The sequence below is a fragment of the Campylobacter sp. IFREMER_LSEM_CL292 genome, assembly GCF_025771615.1.
Taxonomy (GTDB): Bacteria; Campylobacterota; Campylobacteria; order Campylobacterales; family Campylobacteraceae; genus Campylobacter_D; species Campylobacter_D lari_D.
On sequence record NZ_JAKMQP010000001.1, the window covers coordinates 258374 to 281150 of the forward strand.

25 protein-coding genes are annotated in these 22777 nt (G+C 29.7%); 2 read left to right on the forward strand and 23 right to left on the reverse strand.

What is annotated here, in order from left to right:
- Positions 1-31 precede the first annotated feature (31 nt).
- From L8T82_RS01310 to L8T82_RS01350, 9 genes are read right to left on the reverse strand one after another with little or no spacing between them, the layout of a single operon-like run.
- Complete coding sequence (locus L8T82_RS01310; protein ID WP_263725711.1) at positions 32-784, reverse strand: pseudouridine synthase family protein; 753 nt, start codon at positions 782-784, stop codon at positions 32-34.
- Positions 765-1949, reverse strand: coding sequence for a lipid IV(A) 3-deoxy-D-manno-octulosonic acid transferase (gene waaA / locus L8T82_RS01315; RefSeq protein WP_263725712.1), 1185 nt, complete (start codon positions 1947-1949; stop codon positions 765-767). The genes L8T82_RS01310 and waaA overlap by 20 nt, the downstream gene beginning before the upstream one ends.
- Complete coding sequence (locus L8T82_RS01320) at positions 1946-2665, reverse strand: zinc ribbon domain-containing protein (protein ID WP_133318747.1); 720 nt, start codon at positions 2663-2665, stop codon at positions 1946-1948. Before L8T82_RS01320 ends, waaA begins: the two co-directional genes overlap by 4 nt.
- 11 nt (positions 2666-2676) lie before the next feature.
- Entirely contained in the window at positions 2677-3402 is a 726-nt protein-coding gene (locus L8T82_RS01325) for a Nif3-like dinuclear metal center hexameric protein (protein WP_263725713.1), read from the reverse strand.
- Positions 3392-4252, reverse strand: a complete 861-nt coding sequence (gene glyQ / locus L8T82_RS01330) for a glycine--tRNA ligase subunit alpha (protein ID WP_263725714.1) — start codon at positions 4250-4252, stop codon at positions 3392-3394. Before glyQ ends, L8T82_RS01325 begins: the two co-directional genes overlap by 11 nt.
- Positions 4249-4755 carry a DUF3972 domain-containing protein gene (locus L8T82_RS01335; RefSeq protein ID WP_263725715.1) on the reverse strand — a complete coding sequence of 169 codons (507 nt, stop codon included), beginning with the start codon at positions 4753-4755 and terminating at the stop codon, positions 4249-4251. Before L8T82_RS01335 ends, glyQ begins: the two co-directional genes overlap by 4 nt.
- Positions 4756-4764: 9 nt before the next feature.
- Positions 4765-5259 (reverse strand): 5-(carboxyamino)imidazole ribonucleotide mutase, encoded by a 495-nt coding sequence (gene purE, locus L8T82_RS01340; protein ID WP_133318743.1) that lies wholly within the window; start codon positions 5257-5259, stop codon positions 4765-4767.
- Positions 5256-6512 carry a peptidase U32 family protein gene (locus L8T82_RS01345; protein WP_263659058.1) on the reverse strand — a complete coding sequence of 419 codons (1257 nt, stop codon included), beginning with the start codon at positions 6510-6512 and terminating at the stop codon, positions 5256-5258. The genes purE and L8T82_RS01345 overlap by 4 nt, the downstream gene beginning before the upstream one ends.
- On the reverse strand, positions 6509-7216 hold the full coding sequence (locus L8T82_RS01350; RefSeq protein WP_263659057.1) for a protein phosphatase CheZ: 708 nt from the start codon (positions 7214-7216) through the stop codon (positions 6509-6511). Before L8T82_RS01350 ends, L8T82_RS01345 begins: the two co-directional genes overlap by 4 nt.
- A 214-nt stretch (positions 7217-7430) precedes the next feature.
- Between L8T82_RS01350 and glnA the strand changes: the two genes are divergently transcribed.
- Positions 7431-8861 (forward strand): type I glutamate--ammonia ligase, encoded by a 1431-nt coding sequence (gene glnA, locus L8T82_RS01355; protein ID WP_133318740.1) that lies wholly within the window; start codon positions 7431-7433, stop codon positions 8859-8861.
- Positions 8862-8885: 24 nt separating this feature from the next.
- On the opposite strand, the gene purU is transcribed toward glnA, so the two are convergent.
- The 14 genes from purU to L8T82_RS01425 all read right to left on the reverse strand — a co-directional run bounded on the left by purU (position 8886) and on the right by L8T82_RS01425 (position 20744).
- Positions 8886-9713, reverse strand: coding sequence for a formyltetrahydrofolate deformylase (purU, locus tag L8T82_RS01360; protein WP_133318739.1), 828 nt, complete (start codon positions 9711-9713; stop codon positions 8886-8888).
- Positions 9714-9715: 2 nt separating this feature from the next.
- Complete coding sequence (locus L8T82_RS01365) at positions 9716-10819, reverse strand: CCA tRNA nucleotidyltransferase (RefSeq protein ID WP_263725716.1); 1104 nt, start codon at positions 10817-10819, stop codon at positions 9716-9718.
- Positions 10788-11225, reverse strand: a complete 438-nt coding sequence (gene ciaD / locus L8T82_RS01370) for an effector protein CiaD (RefSeq protein WP_220566843.1) — start codon at positions 11223-11225, stop codon at positions 10788-10790. Before ciaD ends, L8T82_RS01365 begins: the two co-directional genes overlap by 32 nt.
- The gene (locus L8T82_RS01375; protein WP_087691144.1) at positions 11222-11470 is read right to left on the reverse strand and encodes a hypothetical protein; all 249 of its coding nucleotides are present in this window, start codon (positions 11468-11470) and stop codon (positions 11222-11224) included. The genes ciaD and L8T82_RS01375 overlap by 4 nt, the downstream gene beginning before the upstream one ends.
- Before the next feature lie 61 nt (positions 11471-11531).
- Positions 11532-12704, reverse strand: coding sequence for an MFS transporter (locus L8T82_RS01380; RefSeq protein ID WP_263661822.1), 1173 nt, complete (start codon positions 12702-12704; stop codon positions 11532-11534).
- Between the two features lie 2 nt (positions 12705-12706).
- A complete protein-coding gene (locus L8T82_RS01385) occupies positions 12707-12874 on the reverse strand; it encodes a hypothetical protein (protein WP_087699327.1) in 168 nt (55 codons plus the stop codon).
- A 2-nt stretch (positions 12875-12876) separates the two neighbouring features.
- On the reverse strand, positions 12877-13212 hold the full coding sequence (locus L8T82_RS01390) for a chaperone NapD (RefSeq protein ID WP_133318735.1): 336 nt from the start codon (positions 13210-13212) through the stop codon (positions 12877-12879).
- A complete protein-coding gene (locus L8T82_RS01395; protein WP_263659052.1) occupies positions 13199-14125 on the reverse strand; it encodes a WD40 repeat domain-containing protein in 927 nt (308 codons plus the stop codon). Before L8T82_RS01395 ends, L8T82_RS01390 begins: the two co-directional genes overlap by 14 nt.
- 4 nt (positions 14126-14129) lie before the next feature.
- Positions 14130-14648, reverse strand: coding sequence for a nitrate reductase cytochrome c-type subunit (locus L8T82_RS01400; RefSeq protein WP_133318733.1), 519 nt, complete (start codon positions 14646-14648; stop codon positions 14130-14132).
- Positions 14638-15429 (reverse strand): quinol dehydrogenase ferredoxin subunit NapH, encoded by a 792-nt coding sequence (napH, locus tag L8T82_RS01405; RefSeq protein ID WP_263659051.1) that lies wholly within the window; start codon positions 15427-15429, stop codon positions 14638-14640. The genes L8T82_RS01400 and napH overlap by 11 nt, the downstream gene beginning before the upstream one ends.
- The gene (gene napG, locus L8T82_RS01410; protein ID WP_133318731.1) at positions 15426-16175 is read right to left on the reverse strand and encodes a ferredoxin-type protein NapG; all 750 of its coding nucleotides are present in this window, start codon (positions 16173-16175) and stop codon (positions 15426-15428) included. Before napG ends, napH begins: the two co-directional genes overlap by 4 nt.
- A 2-nt stretch (positions 16176-16177) precedes the next feature.
- On the reverse strand, positions 16178-18952 hold the full coding sequence (napA, locus tag L8T82_RS01415) for a periplasmic nitrate reductase subunit alpha (protein ID WP_263725717.1): 2775 nt from the start codon (positions 18950-18952) through the stop codon (positions 16178-16180).
- Positions 18953-19120: 168 nt separating this feature from the next.
- Positions 19121-19915: a flagellar basal-body rod protein FlgG gene (gene flgG, locus L8T82_RS01420; RefSeq protein WP_133318729.1), complete on the reverse strand. Its 795-nt coding sequence runs from the start codon at positions 19913-19915 to the stop codon at positions 19121-19123.
- Between the two features lie 16 nt (positions 19916-19931).
- On the reverse strand, positions 19932-20744 hold the full coding sequence (locus tag L8T82_RS01425) for a flagellar hook-basal body protein (protein ID WP_133318728.1): 813 nt from the start codon (positions 20742-20744) through the stop codon (positions 19932-19934).
- 134 nt (positions 20745-20878) lie between these two features.
- Between L8T82_RS01425 and rpoD the strand changes: the two genes are divergently transcribed.
- The gene (gene rpoD / locus L8T82_RS01430; RefSeq protein ID WP_133318727.1) at positions 20879-22756 is read left to right on the forward strand and encodes an RNA polymerase sigma factor RpoD; all 1878 of its coding nucleotides are present in this window, start codon (positions 20879-20881) and stop codon (positions 22754-22756) included.
- The last annotated feature ends 21 nt before the right edge of the window (positions 22757-22777 follow it).

Sequence of the window (22777 nt, forward strand, 5' to 3'; positions counted from 1 at the left end):
AAATTATAAACCCTTTTAGCTTTAAACGCCTTTAAAAATTTAAATTTTTTATTTCAAAACCATAAGCATTAAAACTCTCATCAAGTAAAGCTTTAAATTGATAATTAAAAATATGCGTTTCATAAGAATGCAAATACATTCTAGGAGAGCTATTTTTTGCATATTTTTCATCGCCAATAATACCATGTTTTATATGATTTAAATGCACTCTGATTTGATGTGTTCTACCTGTTTTAATGACTGCTTTTATTAAAGTTTTTTTTGCATTTACCATTAAAGGTATAACCTGAGTATGAGCTTCTAAGCCAAATTTATCGATTTTACTAAAAGCTCCGGATTTATTTTTTATAGTAGTTATTTTTTCACAAATTTCAAGTTCTTCAGCAATTACTCCATCGACAATAGCTAAATAGCTTTTATAAACATTTTGTTTTTTATACTCTTGAATGCATTTTAGTCTAAATTCCTCATCTTTGCTTAAAAGCAAAACTCCACTTGTTTCTTTATCAAGCCTGTTAATTAATTTAGCATTATAAACACCTTCTAAATTCTCGCTAATTTCCCCATAAGGCTTATTTAAAACTATGATTTTATCATCTTCAAAAAGTATTTTTGCTTTTTTTATTTTTTGCACGACAAATCTTGTTTTTGAGCTCATCAAAGCTCTAGCTATAACAACCTTTTTTCCCATAGCAAAAACACAACCTTTATCAATCAAATCTTTTGCTGCATTATTAGAAATTTTTTCTTGCATTGCAAGCAATTTATAAGCTTTTTCTTGCATCTAAACCTTCTTTTATACTTAATATAATTTCATTTAAATCATTTTGCTCTTTGACTCGTGCTTGTGATAATTTTTGCTTTAAAAAATCATTTATATCTTTTACACTCTCACAAATATACAAATCATCAACTTCTTGATATAAACTTTCTTGATTAAAATAATATTTCCCCGAGATAATAACATTATTCCATCTAGCCGCTTCTATAGGATTATGCCCACCTATATTATTTAAAAAAGAGCCGCATAAAAAAACCACATCACTAATCTTATAAAAACTTTCTAGCTCACCCAAAGTATCTAGTAATAAACACTTGGTCTTAAAAAAATTTGCAAAATCATTTTCACTTAAAGTAAAGTCTGAAAATTTTTGCATATTATAATGATTTTTTTGGCAAAAATCTTTTAAAATCCCCTCAACCTCGCCAAAACGCTCCGGATGTCTTGGAGCGATAATTAATCTATCATTTTCTTCTAGTTTAATCTCATTAAGCAATAATAGTTCTTCATTTTCATGCGTACTAGCAAATATAATAACCCTAGCCTTAGGTTTTGAATAATTTTTCACTTGTTCTTGTTTTATATATGCTTTGATATTTTTATATGCTGCAACATTTTTAGCACCCAAACACTCTAACCTTTCTTTGTCTTTTTGACTTTGCGCAAACACAACATCAATATATTTAAAAATCAAACGATAAAAAAAGCTAAAACGCTTGTAGTTTTTTAAAGATCTATCACTAATCCTAGCATTTAATAAAATAACTTTTGCATTATAAAATTTAGCCATCAATACAAGCATAAGCCAAAGCTCTGCTTCAAAAATAATCAAAACTTTGCAAGGTTTCATCCAAAATGGTATAAAAATTTCAAATGGTAAAAAATTTACTTTTTTAGAATGTCTTAAAGCTTCATTAAATCCGGTTTGCGTGATAGTTGAAATTTTACAAGTTGGAAAAAGTTTTATTAAGGGAACAATGCTTTTAATCTCCCCAAAGGAGCAAGCATGAAAATATATATCTCCTTGTTCTTGTTTTAAGTTTTTGTAAAGAAAAAATCTAGATTTTAGAGATACTTTATATTTTTCTTTACAAAAACTTAAAATCAACAAAAAAGGAACTGCGATTACATATATAATCACAGCAAAAATGTAATAAAAAAAAATCAATTTTGATTTTCTTCTTTTTCTTTATATAAAATTCTTCCACAATGCGGACAAGTTACGATTTCATCACCTTTTAAAACTGCTAAATAAGTTTTATCATAAATTCTCATAAAACAGCCATAACAAGCATGTTTTTTCACAGGAACTACAGCACTATTTCCCGCCCATTTTCTAATTTTCTCATAAAAAGTTAAAACTTTTTGATTTATTTCGCCAACCAGCTTTACTTTTTTATCATAAATCTCTAATCTTTCTTTTTCAATATCAACTAATACAACTTTTGTTTGAGCATCTATTTGATCCACTTCATTTTCAAGTTCAGTTCTCTTAGTTTGCAATTCTTGTATAAATTTTTCTTTGTTTTCTAAAATTTTATCTAATCTTTCTATCTCTTCATTTGCTGCATCAAGTTGCTCTTTAGCTATATCTTCTTCGATTTTTAAAGCATTTGCTTCTTTTTCAGTTTTCACTGCAGCACTTTTTTTGGCTATTTCTTTAATTTTCACACCAAATTCTGCAATATGGTTATTGTTTTGTATTTTTTGATTTTCTATATCTTTAATATCTTTTTCAAAACCTGCAATTTCTTCTTCAGTTTTATCAAGCAAATTACGCTTTTCTTTTAAATCCTTTGTAGCATCTTCTACTTTATTTGCAAAACCATCTAACTCTTTATCAATTTGCGATAAAGCTATAAGTTGTTCTAAATATTTATTCATTGATTTTTTCCTTAAAAATATTGAAATGGATTTTTTGAAACTGATATTATAACTTCTAAATGAAATTTTTGCAAATCTTTTGCTAAAATTTCACCAAAGTATGACTCACTTTCATAGTGACCTATATCAATCAAATTGAGTTTATTATGATAACTTTCTAAGGCCTGATGATACTTAAAATCTCCACTTAAAAAACAATCTGCTTTTACACTAGAAATCAAATCTCCACCACTGCCTGTACATATTGCTAAAGTTTTTATTTTTTCTTGATGAGCATTAACAACCCTAATATGATTAAGCTTTAAACACTTTTTAACATGATCAACTAATGTATCTAATTGAAAATCTACATCACAATAGATCAAAAATTCATTTTGTTCTTTGATCTTAAAACCCAAAATTTCGCTAGTAAAATAAGTATTTAAATGACTTAAATCAAAATTTGTATGCATAGCAATCAAGGCTATATTTTTTTGTATCATTTTTGTAAGAAGATTTTGCGGATAAAGCACTCCACTTAAATTCTTCAAACCTTTAAAAATTAAAGGATGATGGACTATAAAAAGTGAATTTTCGCTTGCATTTTCAATTGAATGCATATCTACATCAAGCGCAAGATAAATCTTATTTACATCTTGATCGAAATTTCCAAGCAATAAACCACTATTGTCCCATGAACTTTGCGTATTAAATGGACTAATAGTATCTAAATAATCATAAATTTCTTTAATTTTCATCTAAACTTTCTTTATATACTAAAGCACAACTTTTAGATAACTCTCTAATTTTAAGCATAAAATCTTGTCTTTGAGTTACTGAAATAGCTCCTCTTGCATCAAGCAAGTTAAAAGTATGTGCTGCTAACATACAATAATCATATGCTGGTAAAGCAAGTTTTGCATATAATGCATTTTTACACTCATTGTAAGCATTTTCAAATTGTACATTTAAAGTTTTTACATCACTTACTTCAAAATTATATTTACTAAATTCAAACTCGCCTTGCTTATGAACATCTTTATAGGTAATTTTTTCGCCGTTAAATTCATTCCAAACTATGTCATATACATTATCTACATCTTGTAAATACATTGCAAGTCTTTCCAAGCCATAAGTAATTTCAGCACTAACTAAATCTACGCTTATACCACCAACTTGTTGAAAATAAGTAAATTGTGTAACTTCCATACCATCAAGCCAAACTTCCCAGCCCAAACCCCAAGCACCTAAACTTGGACTTTCCCAATTATCTTCAACAAAACGAATATCATGTGATTTCAAATCAAAGCCTAAATTTTCTAAACTTTTTAAATATAATTCTTGGATATTATCAGGACTTGGTTTAATTAAAACTTGAAATTGATAATAAGCACCCAACCTATTAGGATTTTCACCATATCTTCCATCAGTTGGTCTTCTACTTGGTGCTACATAAGCAGCCGCCCAAGATTTTTTACCTAAACTTCTTAAAAAAGTTGCCGGGTGAAAAGTCCCTGCACCTGCTGGAAAATCATAAGGTTGCATAATAGCACAACCTTGCTTTTGCCAAAATTCTTGTAAATTTAAAATCATTTGAGAAAAAGTCATTTTTCTTCCTTTAATTCTTCAGACTTCTCAGGCGAATTTGCATATAATTCCACTGTTTTATTCCACATCATTTTATATTTTCTTTTTAGAAATTCAACTTCATTACGCGCATATTTAAGTTGCTCGTTAAGATTTTCTATAGTTTTTCTATCCTCATCATAAAGCTCTTGCATAGAATAAAGAGCATCTTTTAAAAATTTATTTTCACCCTTTAAAGCTTCTAAGGTTTCATCCTTAGCATCAAGAACTTTTTCATGTAAATTTAAAATAGTCCCTATAGTTTTTTCTACAAAACTTTCTCCTGCCAAGGTCATAGAATTTACCATAGCAGGTTGCTTTGAACTTGAAGGAACTACGCTAAAAGTACCTTGATTAGCTTCTATATAAATTTTACCTTCTTCTTCTTTGAAATTTAAAGCACCATTTGCTATCATTCCTTTTACAACATCTTCGGATAAATGAACTAACTGACAAAATTCTTTTAATTCCAAGTAAGTTTGCATATACGCTCCTTAAAGAAAAACTTCAATTGTATTAGAATCTTGGATTAATTTTTCTTGTTGTTTTTGTCTATCTTCTAATAATTTTTGTGCTAAAGACTCATCTTCTATTGCTAAAATTTGCACTGCCAAATAAGCTGCATTAATAGCCCCTGCTTTACCTATAGCCACAGTTGCTACAGGAATTCCACTTGGCATTTGCACAGTAGAAAATAAAGAATCCATGCTAGCTAAATTACTTCCTGGCATAGGTATACCTAAAACAGGTTTTGTTGTATGTGCTGCAACAGCTCCTGCTAAATGAGCTGCCATACCCGCTGCAGCAATAAATACTTTTGCGCCTTTTTCTTCAGCATTTTTGATGTATTCTTGGGTTCTTTGAGGGCTTCTATGAGCTGAAGTGATCAAGACTTCATATTTTACATCAAATTTTTCCAAAATTCCTAAAGCTTCTTTTACTATATCATAATCACTCTTACTTCCCATCAATATGGAAACAAATTTCATTCAACACTCCTTCTTAAAAAGCTAAATTCTGGAAGTTTAAATGGCAAAGTAATTTCATTTTCATTACCACTATGAATTTCACTAAATTCTTTATTGTTTTTTGCTAATAATTGTTTAAACACTATGAATTTTTTTCCTTCATTTTCATATACTAAACCTAGTTTATTTTCCCCTAATTCTATATTAGAATCAACCGGAGCTAGAATTTCATATTCTTTGTTTAATTCTATCTTACCCTTACATTTAAAAAATTCACCATCTTCGCTAATAGCATGCACTTGATGGGTTCCTTCTTCTATGCTTGTATTATGATTTATTGAATCGGTTTTTTCATAAGCTCTTGAAACTAAATATCCATCTGTAAAACCTCTGTGTTTTAAAGTATAAATTTCTTTTTCATACTTAGCCGCATCAAAAGTATTTTGCAATACATCTTGCACTGCCATTTTATAAGTTCTTGTAGTCAAAGCTACATAATACTCACTTTTCGTTCTTCCTTCTATTTTAAAAGCATGAATGCAATCTTCTTGCATAATTTTTTGAATATACGAGCTTAAATTTAAATCTTTAGAATTAAACACATGCGTGCCATTCTCATCTTCTTCAAGTCTAAAAAGTGTATTAGTTTCTGGGTTCTTTGCATAAAGTTCATAGTTAAATCTACAATCATTTGCACATGATCCACGATTACTCATGCGTCCACTTTGCACTGAGCTTATCAAACATCTGCCAGAATACGCAAAACACATAGAACCATGGACAAAACTTTCAAGTTCTATGTCACAATTATTTTTCAAATCTTTTGCATCTTTTAAACCAAGTTCCCTTGCTATAACAACACGCTTAGCTCCCATATCTTTATAAACTTGAGCGTCTAAGTAATTTAAAATATTAGCTTGGGTTGATACATGAAGATTGATTTCAGGTGCAAGCTCTTTAACCAAACGCATAGCACCTACAGAAGCTACTATAAAAGCATCGGGTTTCATTTCTTTTAATTTTAAAATATGCCTTTTCAAACCTTCAATTTGTGAGCTAAAATGAAATCCATTAATCGTTACATAAATTTTTTTTCCTTTTGCATGCGTGTACTCAATAGCTTCTTTAAAAGTTTCATAATTAAAATCTCTAGCAGTTCTTGCTCTTAATGAAAAATTACTCACTCCTGCATAAACAGCATCAGCTCCATAAGCTAAAGCTATTTTTAATTTTGTAAAATTACCTGCAGGAGCTACTATTTCAGGAATAATCATTTTTTTCCTAAACTTGCGATTAATGCCTCAATATCATCATTACTTACAACATCTGCAGTTGTATCTCCTTCGATATGCACAGCAGATCCCACGCGTTTTTCATCATCAATTTTACCTTCAAACAAACTACTCATATATCTACTTAAAGCTCTCATAACATTAATAACACGCTCAATTTTTTGACGATGAATATCTTGATATTGCATAGCATCCATTGCCATCATAACTTCATCTTGTCCAGTTTGCAAACAACCTGTAATCTCATCTATGATATTTTTAGCATTGTTATTTATTTCAATAGCTTCTTTAAAGCTTACCACATTAGGAAATTTTGCATTTAATTTTTCAAAAATTTCTATATTTTTATTTAAAGCATCACTGATTACACAAAGATCACTCTCAGAATTTGCAAAAAAGTCGTTAATAGCTTCTAATTTTTCCATCATCTCTGTGGCTTTTATTTCACTATCTCTTGTAACATCATCAAGTTGATGTACAACTTTATGTTCTTTACTAGGTGGTGGTGGTGGCCAAGCCATATCCGCTCTTGCTTTATAATCACCATTAATCATATCATTAACAATTTGCTTATTTTTTTCCTCATCTTCATAATCTGTATCTGGTTTTTCTTCTGTTTCTTCTACAGAATCAAGATCTAAGTCTTCAGTGCCATTCATTAAAGCATCTAATTCTTCTTGAGTCATTGTTACACCTTTTTTAATAAAAAAACTAATGCGAGATTATATTACAAAAAAATATAAATCAACATTAATTTTACCAATTAATTATTTTTTTACACAAAATAATCTTTTTTTTAATTTGATTATAAAAAAAATATTAATTTAAACTTAATTTAAAAAAAATATACTACAATCTATAAAATAAATTAAAAAACCCAAAAAATAAAAAGGAGAAAAAATGGGTAAATTTGTAAATAACATTGATGAGTTTTTTAGTTATTGTCAAGAACATGAAGTTTTATTTGTTGATTTTAGATTTACTGATATGATAGGCACTTGGCATCACATCACTTATAATATAAAAGCAATTGATGATAAAACCTTTGAAAACGGAATTCCTTTTGACGCAAGCTCTTTGCATGGTTGGCAGCCTATAGAAAAATCAGATATGATTTTAAAACCTGATGTGGAAAGTGCGTTTTTAGATCCTTTTACAGCTGATCCTACTATCATAGTAATTTGCGATGTATATGATATTTACAAAGATCAAATGTATGAAAAATGTCCAAGAAGTATTGCTAAAAAAGCAATGCAACACTTAAGCACAAGCAATATCGCTGATACTGCTTATTTTGGTCCTGAAAATGAATTTTTTATTTTTGATAATGTAAAAATAGTTGATTCTTCTCACTGTGCAAAATATGAAGTAGATACCGAAGAAGGTGAATGGAATGATAATAAAGATTTTACAGATAGTTACAATAGTGGACATCGCCCAAGAAATAAAGGTGGATATTTTCCTGTAAGTCCTATTGATTCTAGTGTGGATATTAGAGCTGAAATGGTACAAGTTTTAGAAAGAGTTGGTTTAAAAACTTTCGTACATCATCATGAAGTAGCACAAGGACAAGCTGAAATTGGTGTAGAATTTGGAAATTTAGTTGAAGCTGCTGATAATGTACAAATTTATAAATATGTAGTTAAAATGGTAGCACATTTAAATGGAAAAACAGCGACCTTTATGCCAAAACCACTCTATGGAGATAATGGAAGTGGTATGCATGTACATATGAGCCTTTGGAAAGATGGAGTAAATTTATTTTATGATAAAGAAGGATATGGAAAATTAAGTGAATATGCGATTAATTACATCGGTGGAATTTTAGCTAATGCAAGAAGTGTTGCCGCATTTACCAATCCTAGTTCAAATTCTTATAAAAGAATAGTTCCAGGTTTTGAAGCACCTTGCATACTAACTTATTCTTGCCAAAATCGCTCTGCAAGTTGTCGCGTGCCTTATGGTATTAATGAAAAAAGCGCAAGAGTTGAAATAAGATTTCCTGATAGCACTTCCAATCCTTACCTAGCTTTTACAAGCTTGCTTATGGCAGGACTTGATGGTATTAAAAATAAAACCATACCGGTAGGTCCTATGGATGAAAATTTATTTGCACTAACCCTAGATGAGATTAGAGAAAAAGGTATAGAGCAATTACCTCACACTTTAAGAGGATCTTTGGAAGCACTCATTAGAAAAAATGCCTTCTTAAAGCCTGTTATGAGTGATGTATTTATTGATGATTATCAACATATGAAATTTGAAACCCAAGTATGGCCTGTAGAAGCTAGACCAACTGCATATGAGTTTAAAACTTGCTATTCATGCTAATCTTGATGCTTTTTAGCATCAAGATTAAAATACTATTGTTTTATTATCGTATATAAAAATCCTATCATCAAACACTAAATCCAAGGCCTTAGAAAAAACATTTTTTTCTACATTACGCCCTGCTTGTTGCATAGCTTGCCAAGAATATTCATGAGTAACTGGTATAACATCTTGGGTAATAATTGGCCCCTCATCTAAGTTATTATTTACAAAATGTGCTGTTGCACCTATGATCTTTACCCCTCTTTCATAAGCTTGCTTATAAGGATTAGCTCCTATAAATGCAGGTAAAAAAGAATGGTGGATATTAATAATCTTCCCCTCAAAATTCTCTACAAAAGATGGAGATAATATTCTCATATATTTTGCTAAAACAATATAATCAAACTCATATTGTTTTAAACACTCTAGTAGTTTTTTTTCATGCTCTTGTCTGCTTAAATCCTGTGCTAAAATAGTATGAAAAGGTATGTTAAATTTATCCACTAAAGGTTTTAATACATCATAATTTGCAATAACTGCCTTAATATTTGCATTAAATTCTCCACTAAATTGACGGATAAGTAACTCACCTAAACAATGAGTTTCTTTAGTAGCTAAAACAATAATATCTTTTTTTCTTTTTGAGGTAATTTCAATTTGTGCATTATCAGGAAGCATAGCTTCAAGCGTTCCTTTAAAAGCTTTTATATCAAGCTCACCTTCTAAATGCGCCCTAAAGAAAAAACGATTTTCTCCAACAAATTCATCATTTTTTATAATATTAATTCTATATTTAAAAATAACATCTGAAATTCTATAAATCAATCCTTTTTCATCGCTGCATGAAATTTTTAAAATATACTCATTCATTTTTACTCCTTTATATAGTTTTTTAATTCTTGTAATTTTCTTTTTTCAAGTTCAATTCCAAGTTCTTTCCCGCTAAATCCTTCCTTTAGTAAGTCATTGGCGCTAATTTTACTTTCAAAAGCATGATAGTATAAATTTATTTTTTTTGCTTGTGTTATACGCTCATTATTCCAAAGTCCAAGCCATTTGCAAAGTGGTATTTTTAAAGCAATTTTAGCTAAATTAAAATCATCAATTTTACCTAAAATAAATTCTTGTTCACATTTTTTTAAAAGCTCTTTTTTTAATTTTGTTTTTTTAAAAAATTCCTCTTTATTTATATGAAAAAAATTCAAATACAAATACAAAAACAAAGCCTCATCACAAATTAACTTTTGGCTATACTCTAAAAGTCTCTCAAATTCTTTATTACAGCTTTGATAAAAAAAGATTTTTTCTTCTAAATTTAAAATTTTAAAATACTCATAAGCTTTATTCAGTCTTGAAGTTTTAAAAATTTTATAAAGTTCATTATTAATACGCTCTTTAGATAAATCGCTTATATCCATAGTTTGCATTAATTTTAAACTTTCTTTTGCAATTGTTAAATCAAACCTACATGCAAAAGAAATTCCACGAAGCACTCTTAAACTATCTTCAATAAAACTTTTATCATCAATATGTCTTATAATCTTTGCTTGCAAATCTTGCAAACCATTAAAAAAATCCAAAAATTCAAAATCAAAAATATTTACCATCAATGCATTAATGGTAAAATCTCTTCTTCTTGCTCCTTCTTGCTCATTATTACAAACTTTAACTTCAAAACCTCTATGGCCTGTAAAAATTTTATTTTCATAGCGTGCTAGAGCTAAATCAAATTTTTTATATTTATATACAAAAAAACTTTTTCCTACTCCATTTGCACCAAGTTTTTGCATAAGCTCATCAAAAAGCATAGGCTCAATATCATAAATTTCTATATCATAATCATCACTAGATAAATCTAAAAAAGAATTCCTTACACAACCACCTACTAAATAAACCCTTTGTGTGTAAGGCTTAAGTATATTTTTAATTCTTAAAAAATCTTGGTCATTTTTTAAGTCTATCTTCAATCTTTGCAAGTAAAAACTCTAAAAAAGTAATGGTCATATCTAGTCTTTTTTCCATATGCTCATCTTTGGTATTTTTTAATCCTTCAAATAAAACCAAAATACGCTCTCTAAGATTTTTCAAGAAAAATTCTTCATTATTTATAATGCTTTCTTCTTTTTCTTCTAAAGCTTCAACCTTAATAGCGACATTTTGTTTATCATCTTTTACTTTTACTTCTAAATCATCTAGTTCTTGGATTAGCTCTTGTGCAACCTTACTAATTTCTTCTTTGATTTTTTTCTCTTGAGTATTAACATTTTTTTCTTGAGTAATTTCTTCTACCATAGGGGCAAATTCATCGTTTTTATTTTTTTTATTATCTAACTCTGAATTAACTTCACTAATAGCCATTTTTGCTAAATCTTCTATATTCATAGTTTTATCAACCACCTTTTAAATTCATTAATTTCTTCTTCACTTTTCATATTGACAAAAAAATCAAGCATATCATAATTTAAATCTTCATGATTTGAACGCAAGCCACTCAAACGCCTTATAGCATCAATGGCATTTTTATTTTGCGGATCTTGTTTTAATATATTTTTATAAATCTCCAAAGCCTCATCTTTTAAGCCTTGTGCTTCATAAATAGAAGCCTCTGTTACTGTATATCGCATTATTAACTCACAAAAATAAAATCCTAAAATTCTAACAAAAAAGGCTTTAATTTATTTTTAATTTTCACTTAATCACAGGAGCCTTATATGCCAAAAATACAAAAATGTTAAGTATTATAGCTACTATAATAAGCATAATAAAGCCTGAAGTGAAATTTCTAAAATTATCATGAAGCATGCCTATAATCCAAGGTGATTGAGCAGCTATTAAATACCCTATACCTTGTGACATAGCAGAAAGTTTAGCCGCTATGATAGAATTTGAGCTTTTGATAGCAATAAATAATAGCGAAATTGTAAAAACTCCACTAGAAGCAAAACCTAAAAAAATAGCCGCTAAAAACAAAATCGCTTTTACTTTAAAAAGAAAAATCATCATAAAACTTAAAAAATACAAAAACCCTAACATCACTATAGCAAAACTTTTAGCACGAGATCTAAGCTTTCCTAAAATGATAGGTAGTAAAAATGCCACGGGCATTCCTATGATTTGAGATAATAATAAAACATTAGAACCAAAGTCAATTCCAAAGCCCTTTTCACTAATCATCACACTAAGCCATGCAAAAAGACTATAAGATAAAAAACTTTGTAATCCCATTACAATAGTAACTTTCCAGGCTGTTAAGTTTAAAAAGATATTTACTTTATTAATATTTTTCTTTTTAGGGCGTAATAATCTTTTATTTTTCAAATGCGGAAAATAAAAAATCAAAGCAATTAAAGCCAATATAGCCCAAAAAAACATAGCTTGAGGTACATCAAAAAATTTAAGCAAAGGAAGCGATAAGGCCACGCCAGCAATTGAAGATAAGCCTATAATTGATCCATATAAACCCATTATCTTATAAGTATTTTTAGAAAATTTTTCTTTTACAAAAGAAGGTAATAAAACATTAGCTATTGCAATGCCTGCTCCTATCAAAAAAACCCCAGAAAATAAACCTATAGTTCCCCCATAACTTCTAATAACTTCTCCAAAGACAATCAAAATTAAGGCAAAAAACAAAGCTTTAATTTGTGAAAAATACGCTACAAAAAACGATATAAGACCAAAAGCTATTAAAGGTAAGGTTGTTAGCATACCTGCTAAAGTAGAATTGATATTGTAATATTCTTGAATATGTTCTATCATAGGACCTATGGAAGTTATAGGTGCTCTTAAATTTAAAGCAAGAGTAATCACAACTAAAATATTAATCCAAAAGAATTTTTTATATGAAATTTGTGTGTACATGATTATTTTTGATTTAATATATTTTCAAGATATCTTTGTTTATCAGAATCGGTATTTTTTTGCACTACTTGTTTTTTTTCTTTTACAACTTCATTCTCTTTGGAAAAATAAAAGTGATCAATGATAAAAATAGAAGAAATAATCACAATTAAAGGAATTAAAAAAATCATAATCAATACTTTCTAAAAACATTACCATAGTATTCTAAATTATCTTTTTTTAAATTTTCGTCAAAAGTATTTGCCTCAAAATTTGCTTTTAAAATTTTTTCTCTTTCTTCATCCAAATCTTGATACGAAAATACCATATTAATACTTATCACCCCATCAAGCTGTTCTAATTGTTTATATGCTTTTAATTCATCATCTAAATTTTCACTTTCTATTACCACTATAATTTTTTCTTCTTGAGCTAATTCCACACTACAACATGGTGTTTGTTGAATTTGTTCTTTAAGTTTTTCTAATTTTTCCTCTTTAGTTAAAATCAATACACTAGAAAGATTCATCTATACTCCAAAATATAATTTTATCTTCATAACCAGCACTAATAAATTCATGCTCGTTTAAAAATATAAGATATTCTAGCAAAAAATCTTTATTTTGGAATTTTTTTATTGTTTTTAAATTTTTAGTATCTATAAGCTCTATAATATTTTTTTCATTATCTCCAAAAACCGCTATAGAACCACTTTTATTTAGACTACAAGCATATATTAAAAAGTCTCTTTCTATGCTTTTTTCTTGATCATTTCGCACTATGCCTAATTTTCTATCAGTGCTACAACTTGTAATAATTGCATTTTTAAAATCAAGTTGATAAATATTATCTTTATGAAGATTTTTATAACTTTTTATTTTTTGCCACTTTTTCACATCAAAAAGTACTATTTCACCACTTTCAAAACCTGCTACTAATTGAGTTTTTGCCTCATTTAAAACCACATCACTTAAACTTGAGTTAGAGAAAGTAAAATTTTTTATAATATTTTTTGTTTTTAAATCAAAAAGCTCTATATTAGAACCTAGCAAGGCTAATAAAATAGTATCATCATCTAAAAACAAAGCTTTTTTTACTCCATCACTTAAAAGCTTATAGTTGTAAAGTTGTTTATTTTTATAAATACTAAGCCTTTTACTACCAAAATCACCTTCACTTAAAATCAAAATAGCCCCATTTAAGTAATCAATACTATAAATTCTAGGGCTAAGATTTTCTTCATAAAAATTTTTAATCTTATCAAGTTGAGTGATTTTTTGCATTTTTTTGTCTTTAATAAAGTACTGATTTAATTCTCCATTATCAAGTCCTATAAGCAAACTACTATCAACAAGTTTTAAGGCATTTAAATTTGAATCAAGTTTAAGCTCATAACTAAATACATATACACTCATTAGTAAGATTAAAAATATTTTTTTCATAGTTTTATTTTACGCCTTCATTTAAAACATCTAAAAGATTAGATTTTTTCTTTAGTTCCTCATTTTTAAATTTAGCTTCAAAACTATTTCCTACTAAAGGTTTTGCATCGCTTTGTGGCACATGGCATTGTGTACAATTAAACCTTGCATCACTTATCATATCTTTAGTAGATTTGTTTTTTCTTAAGTCAAAATAATGGCTACTTGGAAGCGGAGTGGCTCCAACATCTTTAGCTATAGCTTTATCATGACAGCTTAAACAAATATTATTATCCTTAGTAATTGGAAGCATATCCTCTAAAGTATGTGGAATTAATGGCGGAGCATTTTCAAATGATCTCTCAATTAAAACAGATTCTCCAGCCATTGCTTGAGAATACTTTGCATCCAATAACTCTACATTTTCACTTTCTAAACTTGTTTTTCTTAAACCTATATCTTTTGAATCAACACTTTTAACAGCAAGTCCGCAAGCACTTATTAAAACAGCTGCTGCTAAGGATAAAAAGATTTTATTTTTCATTTTCTCTCCTTAAATTTATTATACTAAAACCTAAAGCATCATCACCGCAAACATCAACACATTTTCCACATCTTATACACTCACCTGATTTTACATCTTGATTTTCTTTACCTATCATCCAAAGCACTTGCTTTTCAGGGCATACTCCAAGGCATTTGTAACACTTGGTGCATTTTTGTAAGTTATATCTTACTTTTAGTAATGAAAAATGCGAACTTAAAGCCCAAAAAGCTCCTAAAGGACAAAAATGCGAGCAAGTAAATCTTGGACTAAAAAATGTATCTATACAAAAAACAATCAAAGCTACAAAAAGCCAAGAAATACCGCCGAAAATAATTCCTCTTTGGATTATTCCTATATAAGAAAATTCCTCAAAAACAGGAAAGGAAAAAAGAAAAGAAAAAATCAAAACAAAAGCCAAAACATAATAACGCAAATTTTTATTTACATTAAAAATCCTTGCTTGATTAAAACCTAATTTACTTCTAATAAAATAAGCAAAATCAGTAATGATATTTACAGGACAAACCCAAGCACAAAACGCTCTTCCAGCAAAAATAGCATAAAATAAAAATACTATCAAAGCACCACTTAAAGCCATTAAATCTACTTGCAAACTTGCTAAAGCAAGTTGAATAAACGCAAAAGGATCACTTAGCGGCACCGAAGAAAATAAAACTGAAGAGCTTAAATTTCCTTTTAATATAAAATTAAATACACCAAAAGAAAAAAAAGTTAAGATAGACAATTGCACTATTCTTCTTAAAATAAGATATTTCATAACAATTCTCCATCATTAAGATAATCTTTAGCCTTGTTTTTATTGAAATTTTTATCTGTGTTTACATCTTGCAAGCGTTTTTCATCTTTTTCATCCCAACCTTTGATGTAATTATCCCCAGCTTTTCCCAAGACAAATTCTCTAGGTAAAACTCTAATAGCAGCTTTTTGCGTTATACAGGCTTTCTCACAAATCCCACATCCCACGCATACTTCATGATCTACTACAGGTAATAAAAATGCGTGCTTTGCAGTTCTTTCATTGCGTTTTATTTCAAGCTTTAATGCCTTATCTATCAATGGACAGGCTCTATAACAAGCATCACATTGAATTCCCCAATAAGCAACACAACTTGCACTATCAATTATAGCTATACCCATTTTTGTTTTATAAATTCCATCATTTTGCTCTAAATATTTATGATCTAGCGCATTTGTAGGGCAATCTCTTATACAAGGTATATCCTCGCACAATCTACAAGGATTTTCTCTTGCTATAAAAAAAGGTGTGCCATTTTTAGCACTATTTTCTAAATTTGCTAGTTTTAAAACATCATAAGGACAAGCTTTTACACAAAGTCCACATCGTATACATTTTGATAAAAATTCTTTTTCATCATCTGCCCCAGGAGGTCTTAAAAAATACTCCTGATTTGAGCTAAATGCTAAACTTGCTAAAAATGCACTTCCGCTTCCTATACATAAAAGCTTAAAAGTAAAGGCTAAAAATTCTCTTCTATTTTTCATTTTTATGCTTTAGTAATTTTTACGGCACATTTTTTGAAATCTGTTTGATTAGACAATGGACAAGTTGCATCTAATGTAACTTTGTTTATATATACATTTTCATCAAACCAAGGCACATACACAAGCCCTTTAGATGGTTTATTTCTACCACGAAAATCTACTCTAGCTTTTACTTTACCACGGCGTGATTGTACCCATACGATATCACCTTGATTAATTTTCATTGCCCTAGCATCATCTTCATTCATATAACAAAGTGCTTCAGGTACTGCACGGAAAAGCTCAGGAACTCTCATAGTCATAGTTCCACTATGCCAATGCTCTAAAACCCTACCAGTACATAACCAAAATGGATACTCTTCGCTCGGTCTTTCAGGAGCTTTCATAAATGGTCTAAAGAAAATTTTCACTTTGTTTTTCAAGCTATATTTTTCTTTAGTCTGCGGAGCCAGTAAATCTCCTTTTGGTAGTTCTTTAGCGAATTCACCATAAAATGCAAAATCTGAATTTGGAGCTGCTTTTTTAGCATAATAATCAAATTTAGTATTAAATCTCCATTGTGTTTCTTTACCATTTACTACAGGCCATCTTAAACCTCTTACTTTATGATAAGTATCAAAATCCGCTAAATCATGGCCGTGTCCTAAACCAAATTTACGGTATTCTTCCCAAAGGTATTTTTGAACGAAAAAGCCATAGCCGGTAAATTCTTTACCATCACTACCTATAATTTTTCTTTCATCGCCATTAACATCACTATTATCAAATCCTTTTGCAATAGAATCGTTTGCTTTGAAAGATTTTGCTTCTTTGTTTGCAAATAATACATCATATAAAGTGTCATCTTCACTATAACCCATAGCTTTAGCTTCTTCTAAAACACTTGGCAGAGTAAGTTTATCATTTACCTTAGTTTCACCCCAAACTTCTTTTAATTTAAAGCGTTTTGCAAATTCCATAATTTGCCAAGTATCACTCATAGCCTCACCTACAGGCAGCACTTGCTGTTTCCAGTGTTGAGTTCTTCTTTCAGCATTACCATAAGCACCCCATTTTTCATAAATCATAGCACTTGGTAAAATTAAATCTGCCACCTTAGCACTAATTCCTGGGTAGCAATCACTCACAACGATAAAATTATCCATTTCTCTAGCCGCTGCTATCCAGTGATTTGCATTAGCAGTGTTTTGCCAAGGATTATTTACTTGCACCCAAGCAAATTTGATATTTCCATCTTCTAAATCTCTCATGATTTTTAAGTATGGAGCACCTGGTTTAGGATTGATTGTTTTTGCCGGAACTTTCCAAATTTTTTCGCTAATTTCTCTGTGCTTAGGATTTGCAACGACCATATCAGCAGGTAAACGATGCGAAAAAGTCCCTACTTCTCTTGCAGTTCCACAAGCACTTGGTTGCCCTGTCAATGAAAACGCACCGCTACCTGGCTTAGCTTGTTTACCAAGTAAGAAATGCACCATATAAGCTTGTTCATTCACCCAAGTACCTCTTGTGTGTTGATTAAAGCCCATAGTCCAAAAACTTACAACTTTTCTATTTTTTTCTATATATAAATTTGCTAATTCTTGAAGTTTTTTCTTAAATTCTTCAATGCTTTCATCTTCATTACCTTTAGCAACTTTAGCAACATAATCAAGCGTATAAGGCTCTAATGCTTTTTTGAAATCTTCAAATGAAATTTCCCAATGCGCATCAGGAGCACTTTGGTGTTTCATTTCAAATTTATCACCTGCTTTTACTCCTAAATAAGCCAAAGATACCGCTTCTTCTTCATCTACAATAATAGCATTTTGTTTTGCTACTGTATCTTTCTCACTTGCTTTAAATTTAGGATGGTTTGGATTATTTCTCATTCCATAACCAATATCAGCATAGCCTGTTGCAAAGATACAATGTTTTTCAATAAATTCTTTATCCATAGCTTCAGGATGATTATAAACAATCTCTCTAGCGATATAATTCCAAATAGCTAAATCAGTATTTGGCTTGAAGATGATTTCAGTATCTGCTATATGAGAAGTTCTATTAGAAAAAGTAGATAAATTTACAATTTTGACTTTATCTAAATTACTTAATTTTCTATCACTTACCCTTGACCATAAAATCGGATGCATTTCTGCCATATTTGCACCCCAAGTAATAATAGTATCAGTAAGCTCTATATCATCATAACAGCCAGAAGGCTCATCAACTCCAAAAGTTTGCATAAAACCAACAACTGCACTAGCCATACAATGGCGTGCATTTGGGTCTATATTGTTTGATCTAAAACCAGCTTTTACTAATTTTGCAGCAGCATATCCTTCTTGTATAGTATATTGACCGCTTGCAAAAATTCCAATTCCTTCAACACCTTTTTCTTTGTAAGCTTTTTTAAATTGTTTTTCCATTTCATCAAAGGCTCTTTGCCAAGAAACTTGTTGAAATTTTCCATTTTTATCAAACTCACCTTTTGCATTTACGCGAAGTAAAGGTGTTACTAAGCGATCTTCTCCATACATAATTTTTGCATTAAAATAACCTTTAATACAATTTAATCCACGATTTACAGGAGCTGCTGGATCTCCTTTTACAGCAACAATTTTACCATCTAAACTTGCAACTAAAATTCCACAGCCTGTACCACAAAATCTACAAACAGCCTTATCCCAACGCCATTTATTCTCAGTATTAGCAAGTACACTACTTGGAACACTAAGACCTGCAACACCACAAGCACTAGCAATAGCGGTGTTTTTAATGAAGTCTCTTCTGTTCATTATATCCCTCGTTATTGTTTATTCAATGTATTTTAATACATCTAAAAAATATTACTACATTAATGATAAAATTTAAATTATAAAAAAGAATATTTTATAAGTATTTATAAATAGGAGTTTTTTAGTATATTTTTAAATATTTTTACATATTATAAACGCTAGTTAATTCTAGCGTTTTAATTGATTTACAATTCCAAGCATATCATCACTTGTAGTGATTGCTTTTGAGCCTGCTTCGTAAGCTCTTTGTCCTGTAATAAGATCAGTCATTTCCTCTACAAGTTGAACATTACTAAGCTCCACAAAGCCGTGTTTGATGACAGAAAAACCGTTCTCGCCCGCTATACCTGCAATAGGCGCCCCACTTGCATCAGTTTCTACTAAAAGATTATCCCCTAAAGCATGTAAACCTGCAGGATTGATAAAATTTACAAGTTCAATTTGTCCTATTTGAGTTTCAGCTGTATTTCCTGGCTGCATTACTGAAACTGTCCCATCGCTTGCAACATTTATAGCAATAGCATCTTCAGGTATAGTCATTTCCGGTAAAAGTCTATAACCATCTGAATTTACTATGTTTCCTTCAGCATCTTTAGTAAATTGACCATTTCTAGTATAAGCTATAGTTCCATCAGGCATTTGAATTTGGAAAAAGCCATTATTACCAGCAATTGCCATATCAAGACCTGAAGTTGATGTTTGTTTTAAACTACCTTCACTAAAAATTTTACTTACAGCTGTTACTCTTGCTCCAAGCCCTACTTCAATGCCGCTTGGATGTTTTGTGGTGCTTGAGGTTGAAGTTCCTGCATATTTCATCGTTTGATACATCAAATCTGCAAATTCTGCACGCGATTTTTTATAACCTACTGTATTAACATTTGAAATATTATTTGAAGTCACATCAATTTGTGTTTGTTGCGATACCATCCCTGATGCTGCTGTGTATAATGATCTTAACATTTTATCTATCCTTAGTTTATTTAGTACTTGCTAATTTATTAATAGCTTCTTGATTTAAATCATCCATATGAGATGTCATAACTTTTTGATACATCTCAACCATTCTATTTGCCTCAATTAATCCTACCATTTCTGTAACTGGATTAACATTTGATCCTTGAGTAAAACCTTGCTTAATGGCATTTGAATTTGGTAAATCTCTAATCTTGTTTAAATTATCAATTTTATACATATTATCGCCATCTTTTTGTAAATCTCTTAAATCATCAACTTGTGCTACAAATAATCTTGCAATATTTTGATTAGCTGCACTGATGATTCCATTTTTATCCACATTAATAAAAGAAGTGGAATCTCCTATGCGTATGCCATCATTTTCGGGATTATTAAAATAATCACTACTTAAAACTCTGTATCCTTGACGATTTACCAAATAACCCTCATCATCAAGTTGGAAATTTCCATCTTGACTTAATCTTATTTCACCATTATTTGTTTTAATCAAGTAAAAAGTATCTTCGCGAGTAAGAGCTAAATCCAAAGGATTATGCGTCATTTTCATAGAACCTACGCTAAAATTTGTATAGACATGATTAACCTGCGGAACTCTATCTATAGTTGTATTAACAAATCTTGCAGCATCTCTTGTGTGATTTTGTATAGGTAACTCATCTTGAGTTTCTTTAAAAATCCTTTTAAAATCTGCAATAACAACATTATCTCTTTTATAGCCACTTGTATTTACATTTGCTAGATTGTTAGTTACAACATCTAAACGGTTAAATTGCGTAACCATAGCACCGGTGGCTTGATAATACCCATTTTGCATTATTTTTCCTAACTAAAATCTTAATTTTTCACTAACAAAGCAAAAGTCGTTCCAAAATATTTTTATTTGTTTTTAATTAATTTTTAGGCACAATATTTAGTTTTACACTCATTACTTAAATACAAGGGGTATCCATGGCTAATGAAACTAATGTTTTAGAAGAACTTTTCAAAGAAAATTCTAAAGATTATATCACATATGAAAAACTTGTCAAGTATTTTGCAAAGCTTCCAAACGCAACAAGTGCAAAAAAAATCCGTGATCTAATGGATAAATATAAAGTAGAATTAATCTCTTCAGCTGAAATTGCCAAAAAAAGAAATTTAGAAGAAGCAAAAAAGCTACAAGAGGAAAAACAAAAATTACAAGATACAAGTTTGGAAAATGAATTTGATTTAGCCAATGAAAATGATTTACTTGAGTGGAGCAGATCAGACTCTCCTGTAAGAATGTATTTAAGAGAAATGGGACAAATTGCTCTTTTAAACAAAGATGAAGAAATTGAAATTTCTAAAAAGATTGAGCTAGGCGAAGATATTATCATCGATGCTTTTTGTTCTGTGCCTTATTTGATTGATTTTATACTTGATTATAAAGAACCTTTAATTAATAGAGAAAGAAGAGTGAAAGAGCTTTTTAAAAGCTTTGAGGATGATGATAAAAGCGATGATGATAAAAGCGATGAAGAAATAGATTCTGAAGAAGAAAACGAAAATGAGGAAAATGAAAATTCTAATGAAAAAAAACCTAAAAAAACAAATAAAAAAGAAGATGAAAGAACTTTAAAAGTCATAGAAAGCTTTAAAGCATTAGAAAAAGCAAAAAAAGAATGGTTAAAAACTATATCTACTATTAATGCAGAAAAAAATGATGATGAACTATTAGATAAACTCATAATTGCTTTTAAGAAAAATATACTAAAAGAAAAACTAATGGATCTAGGTCCAACATCAAAACTTATTTCTGAAATAGTAAAATCTATGGAAACAGCATTAAAAAGTGATGAGGAATTTGATAAAGAATTAAAACGCTTGGAGTATCGCTTACCGATGTTTTCAGAAGAATTAAAACAAAGACACCAAGATATTTTAAAAGATATTACCAAACTTAGCAAAGAAGAAATAGCCGAGCGTGCTTTAGAAACTACCATGGTAAGCACTTATATGGAGATTAAAAAACTTATTCAAACTAAAGAAGCTAGTCAAAATTCTTTTGATTTAGAAAAAGATCAGTTAAAAGAAATTCTAGAGCAAATCAAACGCGGTAAAAAAATATCTGATGAGGCTAAAACTAGAATGGCAAAATCAAATTTACGCTTAGTTGTAAGCATTGCCAAAAGATATACTAACCGCGGATTACCATTTTTAGATTTAATCCAAGAAGGCAACATAGGCTTAATGAAAGCGGTAGATAAATTTGAATACAAACGCGGTTATAAGTTTTCAACCTATGCAACTTGGTGGATTAGACAAGCTATTTCAAGAGCAATTGCTGATCAAGCAAGAACTATAAGAATTCCTATTCATATGATAGAAACTATCAATCAAATCAATAAAATCATTCGCGAGTATTTACAAAAAGAAGGTAAAGAACCGGATGTAAGTATTATTGCAAAAGAAGTAGGACTTAGTATAGATAAAGTAAAACAAGTTATTAAAATTACTAAAGAACCAATTTCCCTAGAAGCACCTATTAGCAACGAGGATGATGGTAAATTTGGAGATTTTGTAGAAGATAGAACCTCAATTTCACCTATGGATCACATCTTAAAAGATGATTTAAAAGAACAAATTGATGAAGTTTTAGATCAGCTTAATGATAGAGAAAAGGCTGTTATTAGAATGCGTTTTGGCTTAATGGATGATGAAAGTGATAGAACTTTAGAAGAAATCGGTAAAGAACTAAATGTCACAAGAGAAAGAGTAAGACAAATAGAAAGCTCAGCTATAAAAAAACTTAAACACCCAAAAGTTGGTAGAAAACTTAAAAACTACATAGAAGGTTGGAAATAATCCTTGCCAAAAAAGCAAGGA

What these genes read in the sequence shown, in the direction of transcription:
- L8T82_RS01310 (WP_263725711.1), bottom strand. Translation starts at nt 784, where the DNA reads ATGCAAGAAAAAGCTTATAAATTGCTTGCAATGCAAGAAAAAATTTCT.
- L8T82_RS01320 (WP_133318747.1), bottom strand. Translation starts at nt 2,665, where the DNA reads ATGAATAAATATTTAGAACAACTTATAGCTTTATCGCAAATTGATAAA.
- L8T82_RS01325 (WP_263725713.1), bottom strand. Translation starts at nt 3,402, where the DNA reads ATGAAAATTAAAGAAATTTATGATTATTTAGATACTATTAGTCCATTT.
- glyQ (WP_263725714.1), bottom strand. Translation starts at nt 4,252, where the DNA reads ATGACTTTTTCTCAAATGATTTTAAATTTACAAGAATTTTGGCAAAAG.
- L8T82_RS01335 (WP_263725715.1), bottom strand. Translation starts at nt 4,755, where the DNA reads ATGCAAACTTACTTGGAATTAAAAGAATTTTGTCAGTTAGTTCATTTA.
- purE (WP_133318743.1), bottom strand. Translation starts at nt 5,259, where the DNA reads ATGAAATTTGTTTCCATATTGATGGGAAGTAAGAGTGATTATGATATA.
- L8T82_RS01345 (WP_263659058.1), bottom strand. Translation starts at nt 6,512, where the DNA reads ATGATTATTCCTGAAATAGTAGCTCCTGCAGGTAATTTTACAAAATTA.
- L8T82_RS01350 (WP_263659057.1), bottom strand. Translation starts at nt 7,216, where the DNA reads ATGACTCAAGAAGAATTAGATGCTTTAATGAATGGCACTGAAGACTTA.
- glnA (WP_133318740.1), top strand. Translation starts at nt 7,431, where the DNA reads ATGGGTAAATTTGTAAATAACATTGATGAGTTTTTTAGTTATTGTCAA.
- purU (WP_133318739.1), bottom strand. Translation starts at nt 9,713, where the DNA reads ATGAATGAGTATATTTTAAAAATTTCATGCAGCGATGAAAAAGGATTG.
- ciaD (WP_220566843.1), bottom strand. Translation starts at nt 11,225, where the DNA reads ATGAATATAGAAGATTTAGCAAAAATGGCTATTAGTGAAGTTAATTCA.
- L8T82_RS01380 (WP_263661822.1), bottom strand. Translation starts at nt 12,704, where the DNA reads ATGTACACACAAATTTCATATAAAAAATTCTTTTGGATTAATATTTTA.
- L8T82_RS01385 (WP_087699327.1), bottom strand. Translation starts at nt 12,874, where the DNA reads ATGATTTTTTTAATTCCTTTAATTGTGATTATTTCTTCTATTTTTATC.
- L8T82_RS01390 (WP_133318735.1), bottom strand. Translation starts at nt 13,212, where the DNA reads ATGAATCTTTCTAGTGTATTGATTTTAACTAAAGAGGAAAAATTAGAA.
- L8T82_RS01395 (WP_263659052.1), bottom strand. Translation starts at nt 14,125, where the DNA reads ATGAAAAAAATATTTTTAATCTTACTAATGAGTGTATATGTATTTAGT.
- L8T82_RS01400 (WP_133318733.1), bottom strand. Translation starts at nt 14,648, where the DNA reads ATGAAAAATAAAATCTTTTTATCCTTAGCAGCAGCTGTTTTAATAAGT.
- napH (WP_263659051.1), bottom strand. Translation starts at nt 15,429, where the DNA reads ATGAAATATCTTATTTTAAGAAGAATAGTGCAATTGTCTATCTTAACT.
- napG (WP_133318731.1), bottom strand. Translation starts at nt 16,175, where the DNA reads ATGAAAAATAGAAGAGAATTTTTAGCCTTTACTTTTAAGCTTTTATGT.
- napA (WP_263725717.1), bottom strand. Translation starts at nt 18,952, where the DNA reads ATGAACAGAAGAGACTTCATTAAAAACACCGCTATTGCTAGTGCTTGT.
- flgG (WP_133318729.1), bottom strand. Translation starts at nt 19,915, where the DNA reads ATGTTAAGATCATTATACACAGCAGCATCAGGGATGGTATCGCAACAA.
- L8T82_RS01425 (WP_133318728.1), bottom strand. Translation starts at nt 20,744, where the DNA reads ATGCAAAATGGGTATTATCAAGCCACCGGTGCTATGGTTACGCAATTT.
- rpoD (WP_133318727.1), top strand. Translation starts at nt 20,879, where the DNA reads ATGGCTAATGAAACTAATGTTTTAGAAGAACTTTTCAAAGAAAATTCT.